Genomic DNA, 4,071 nt, shown 5'->3' with positions numbered 1-4,071 from the left:
TAATTCGTGAATTTCTCGCTGGGCAATAATCGCCGCCCCATCTTCCGCTTTATCCTCCAAATCTTCGGAACTACGCACCAGCGCCGCCGCTCCACCGGCGATAATTCCCTGTACCAATTCCGGGGGAGTGCAGAAGGTGGGGGGACATTCGGCCGCGTCCAAAACCCCCAGCCGGCCACTGGTTCCCGCCCCAATGTAAAAGAGCCTACCACCTTTAGCTAGAGCCTGACCGGTCAGGGAGATCGCTAGGGCCAATTCTTGCTGGGCCATGGCGATCGCTTTTAGGGTTTGGGCATCCTCGCGATTGAAGAGATCCACCAATTCGAGCGGGTTTAATTGGTCTAAATTTAGGCTGTTTGGGTTAATTTGTTCGGTTAACAGGTGTCCTCTGCTTTCCCACTGTTCCATAACGGTTTAATTGAGTTTTTTGTAAGATTATTTTTAGTATATAGCGAATCGGTGGGCTAAAAGCTTGACAATTGCCCCCTAGATATTAGATAATAGTAAATTGTGTCAATTCCTGCTCGGATCAGGTGAGGACATTAGCACAAAAGCTGGAATTTTTTTCAGCTACCTGTACGGCAAAACGAGCGCAGAAAATTCATGAGTTACGCAATTATTGAGACCGGTGGCAAACAGATTCGGGTAGAACCCGGTCGCTATTACGATATCGAACTTCTTCCCGTCGATGAACAAAGTACCCATACCATCGACAAAGTGCTATTAATCCATGATGAGGATGATATTAGCATCGGTCAGCCCTTTATCGAAGGGGCCACCGTCGAAGGCACTGTCATACAACATCGTCGGGGCAAAAAAGTTATTGTTTATAAAATGCGCCCGAAAAAGAAAACCCGTAAAAAACGCGGTCATCGTCAAGAAATTACCCGTTTTATGATTGATTCAATCAATTATAACGGTAAAACCCTAGTCGCCACTGCTGCTACCTCCGTCGCTGAAGTTGTAGAAGATAGTAGCGATGAAGAAGAATAACTTTTAGAATCAAAAAAGCATTTGGAGAGAAATTATGGCTCATAAGAAAGGTACGGGTAGTACCCGCAACGGACGCGATTCTCGTTCCCAGAGACTAGGCGTTAAGCGCTACGGTGGTCAAGTGGTAAAAGCGGGAAATATTCTCATCCGTCAACGGGGTACTAAAGTTCACCCGGGTAAAAATGTTGGTCGTGGTGGCGATGATACTTTATTCGCTTTAATTGATGGTGTGGTCAAATTTGAATACAAGGATAAAAGTCGCCGTCAAGTTAGCGTTTATCCCTCTGAAGTTAGCGCCAGTTAATCCCATCAACCCTGATTAATTTTTTCCCTGTAACCTCCTAACTCATCCTAGGGGGTTTTTTCAGATAATTTATATCGTTTCCTAAGCTAGTGAGGTACACCTATTTTTCTTCCCTTTTGCCTTTTGCCTCTTGCATGAGTGCCTAAAACCCATAACTTTTGTACCTCAGCAGACTGAAAAACGCTATATATCTGTTGACAGACTAGACCGAACACTCATAGATTAGAATAGTCCGAAAGTAGCTCGGAAAAGATGGACTCACCATGATTCTTAAAATTGCCGATATCTTAAAAAATTTGCCCTGGTCTTTCAATTCTACTGCCGAATTACCCTGGTTAGAGCGATCGCAAGCCGAAAAATCCCTGCAAAAAGCTCGTCAACAACGGCGAATTTCCGAACGAGAATATCAACTCCTTGACCATTGGCGAGAATTGGGTTATTGTATTGTCAAAGATTTAATTCCCGCAACGGCGATCGATAATTTAGTAGCAGAATTAGCCGATTTATTTTTCCTAGAATCGGCTATCCCTGGATTAAGAATTGAAGGCATTCAAGCAGAAAATCTACCGGCGAGTTTAAGTCACGATCAAGTTTTAGCCCTAGATATCGAGCAAAGAAAAGCCTTAGTCAATTCTATTTGGCGACTTCATGGTTTTCATGAGATTTCCCCCGCCGCTCAAGCAATTTTTGACAATCAAAATCTGAGAGATTTAGTTAATTTAATTATTGGCAAATCCTGCAAACCGAGATATTCCATCAACTTCCTGCACGGTACAGAGCAGGGGCTGCACGAGGATATGGCAGTTTTTTATGTTCATCCTGCTAATCATTTAGTCGGTGTTTGGATTGCCTTGGAAGATATTTCCGCCGATGCTGGTCCGCTAATTTTTTATCCTAAATCTCATAAAAATATCAAAGTAACTGACTTTTTTCCAGACTATCCCGCCGTCAATCTTAAAAATATTACTGCCGAGCAAATTCCCCAATACCAAGATTATGTTAACCAGCGCGCTCAGAATTATGACTGTCAATCATTTACTGCTAAAAAAGGAGAGATTCTTCTCTGGCACGGAATGTTAATTCATGGTGGTGGGAAGATTAATAATACCCTGCTAACCCGTAAATCGATGGTCATTCATTTTATTGCCGAGGGTGGCGATTACAACGATCGGGCTTTGGGACCTTTTAATTGGTAAGATTAATTTACCACTAATAACTCGGAAATAATCGGACTAATACTAAATCCGTTTAGTATAGGCTACTTAGGGCTTGCTGAAAAAGTTTTTCCTGGGGGTAGGAGTCAGTAGCCGGTCGTCAGGAGCCGGTCGTTTCAGGCTTTGTTGCCCTTGTTTTTTGTACCAAGCAATGTACTACAAGAAGGATAATGCAAGGTTTTTGAAAGTCCCAATCCTATTTTCTTGCACTAACATCGGACTTTAACAGGTCAAAAGCTTTATTTTAAAAGGGTTTTACCATTATTCAGCAAGCCCTACTTAAATTAACTTGAAAATATTCGTGAGTTGCAACATTTCTCATTCCTGCCATTAAACGCCAAGGAATAAGAGGATAGCGAGACTGAATTTCCTTCGGTACATTTCTAGTTGCTTCTCCGATAATAATAAAATCATAGAGAACCGCTTTGATATTTGTTTGATTCTTGGCAAATTCCTCAAACGTCATTGCCTTTGTTTGCTGTTCAATTTCACTGATAGATTCTAAAATGTCTTGAAGGCGAAGTCGCCAATCTCTAGAAGGCATTGATCAGATCCTCAAGCACAGGTTCCCGTAAATGTTCTCTTAAGGCATCCTGAGTTCCTAAATCCACAGAGCATCCCAGAATATCTTCTAAATAATACTGTACTTGCAGAAGTTGAAAAAAACCACCTTGTCGATCGAATTCTACTAACAAATCTACATCACTATCGGCATCAGCTTCATCCCTGGCCACTGAACCAAATAAAGACAAAGATTTTACCCCTAGTTTTTGTAACTGTTCTCGGTGTGCCTCTAGAATTGCCAGCACCTCGTCCCGTTTCATCTGGTGTGTCTTTGAACCTGCCATCAATATTATAGCTTTGTCGGTGCAACCCTTAAACTGAAGCTGAAATCTTCCAAATCTACAAAACAAACTAATCACTGAAAACTCACATCTGATCACTGATCGCTGATTAAGCTGTGGCTTCTAAAAATACGCCTAAATTGCGGAATTTTTGATAACGAGATTCGCGCCGTTGTTGGGGAGTTAACAAAGATAAAGCCTCTAAATTTTCACTAATAGCGGCTTTTAAATTGGCTGCCGCTCTAATCGGATCAGCATGGGCCCCTCTGGAGGGTTCAGGAACGATCTGATCGATAATATTTAACTCTTTTAAATCTTTTGAGGTAATTTTGAGGGCAACTGCTGCTTTATCGGATTTTTTGGCATCTTTCCAGAGAATGGCGGCACAAGCTTCGGGAGTCGCCACGGTATAGACAGAATGCTCTAACATTAACAGGCGATCGCCGACACCAATGCCCAAAGCGCCGCCCGAACCACCTTCGCCAATAACAGTACAAATGATCGGCACATCTAAACGGAACATCTCCCGGAGGTTATAGGCGATCGCTTCTCCTTGACCTAATTTTTCCGCTTCCACCCCCGCCCAGGCGCCGGGGGTATCAATAAAGGTTAAAATTGGCTGATTAAACTGATGGGCGTGTTCCATTAAACGCATGGCTTTACGATAACCGCCGGGGGCAGCCATGCCGAAATTTCTAGCCACATTCTCCTTAGT

At 42.9% G+C, this 4,071-nt stretch carries 7 protein-coding genes; 3 read left to right on the top strand and 4 right to left on the bottom strand.

Annotated features, from left to right (window positions below; genetic code table 11):
• On the bottom strand, positions 1-408 hold a 408-nt coding region (locus PX481_RS01220; RefSeq protein ID WP_502888582.1), incomplete at its 3' end, for an N-acetylmuramic acid 6-phosphate etherase family protein.
• 195 nt (positions 409-603) lie between these two features.
• Here PX481_RS01220 and rplU point away from each other — a divergent pair.
• The 3 genes from rplU to PX481_RS01205 all read left to right on the top strand — a co-directional run bounded on the left by rplU (position 604) and on the right by PX481_RS01205 (position 2,493).
• The gene (rplU, locus tag PX481_RS01215) at positions 604-993 is read left to right on the top strand and encodes a 50S ribosomal protein L21 (RefSeq protein ID WP_008196982.1); all 390 of its coding nucleotides are present in this window, start codon (positions 604-606) and stop codon (positions 991-993) included.
• Between the two features lie 34 nt (positions 994-1,027).
• Positions 1,028-1,297, top strand: coding sequence for a 50S ribosomal protein L27 (gene rpmA / locus PX481_RS01210; protein WP_002760283.1), 270 nt, complete (start codon positions 1,028-1,030; stop codon positions 1,295-1,297).
• Between the two features lie 263 nt (positions 1,298-1,560).
• Positions 1,561-2,493, top strand: a complete 933-nt coding sequence (locus PX481_RS01205; RefSeq protein ID WP_002760282.1) for a phytanoyl-CoA dioxygenase family protein — start codon at positions 1,561-1,563, stop codon at positions 2,491-2,493.
• 283 nt (positions 2,494-2,776) lie between these two features.
• On the opposite strand, the gene PX481_RS01200 is transcribed toward PX481_RS01205, so the two are convergent.
• The 3 genes from PX481_RS01200 to accA form a co-directional block, all read right to left on the bottom strand.
• Positions 2,777-3,055: a HepT-like ribonuclease domain-containing protein gene (locus PX481_RS01200; RefSeq protein WP_071825056.1), complete on the bottom strand. Its 279-nt coding sequence runs from the start codon at positions 3,053-3,055 to the stop codon at positions 2,777-2,779.
• Positions 3,045-3,335: a nucleotidyltransferase family protein gene (locus PX481_RS01195; protein WP_002736589.1), complete on the bottom strand. Its 291-nt coding sequence runs from the start codon at positions 3,333-3,335 to the stop codon at positions 3,045-3,047. Before PX481_RS01195 ends, PX481_RS01200 begins: the two co-directional genes overlap by 11 nt.
• 130 nt (positions 3,336-3,465) lie before the next feature.
• On the bottom strand, positions 3,466-4,071 hold a 606-nt coding region (gene accA / locus PX481_RS01190; RefSeq protein WP_288093250.1), incomplete at its 5' end, for an acetyl-CoA carboxylase carboxyl transferase subunit alpha.

It is taken from the genome of Microcystis sp. M53603_WE2 (assembly GCF_030065435.1).
Note: the sequence above shows the minus strand (reverse complement) of the source record. Positions and strands in the feature narration are given on the sequence as shown.

Bases quoted from the DNA above. Each gene is read 5' to 3' on its own strand.
- PX481_RS01205 (WP_002760282.1), top strand. From the start codon at position 1,561: ATGATTCTTAAAATTGCCGATATCTTAAAAAATTTGCCCTGGTCTTTC.
- rplU (WP_008196982.1), top strand. From the start codon at position 604: ATGAGTTACGCAATTATTGAGACCGGTGGCAAACAGATTCGGGTAGAA.
- PX481_RS01200 (WP_071825056.1), bottom strand. From the start codon at position 3,055: ATGCCTTCTAGAGATTGGCGACTTCGCCTTCAAGACATTTTAGAATCT.
- PX481_RS01195 (WP_002736589.1), bottom strand. From the start codon at position 3,335: ATGAAACGGGACGAGGTGCTGGCAATTCTAGAGGCACACCGAGAACAG.
- rpmA (WP_002760283.1), top strand. From the start codon at position 1,028: ATGGCTCATAAGAAAGGTACGGGTAGTACCCGCAACGGACGCGATTCT.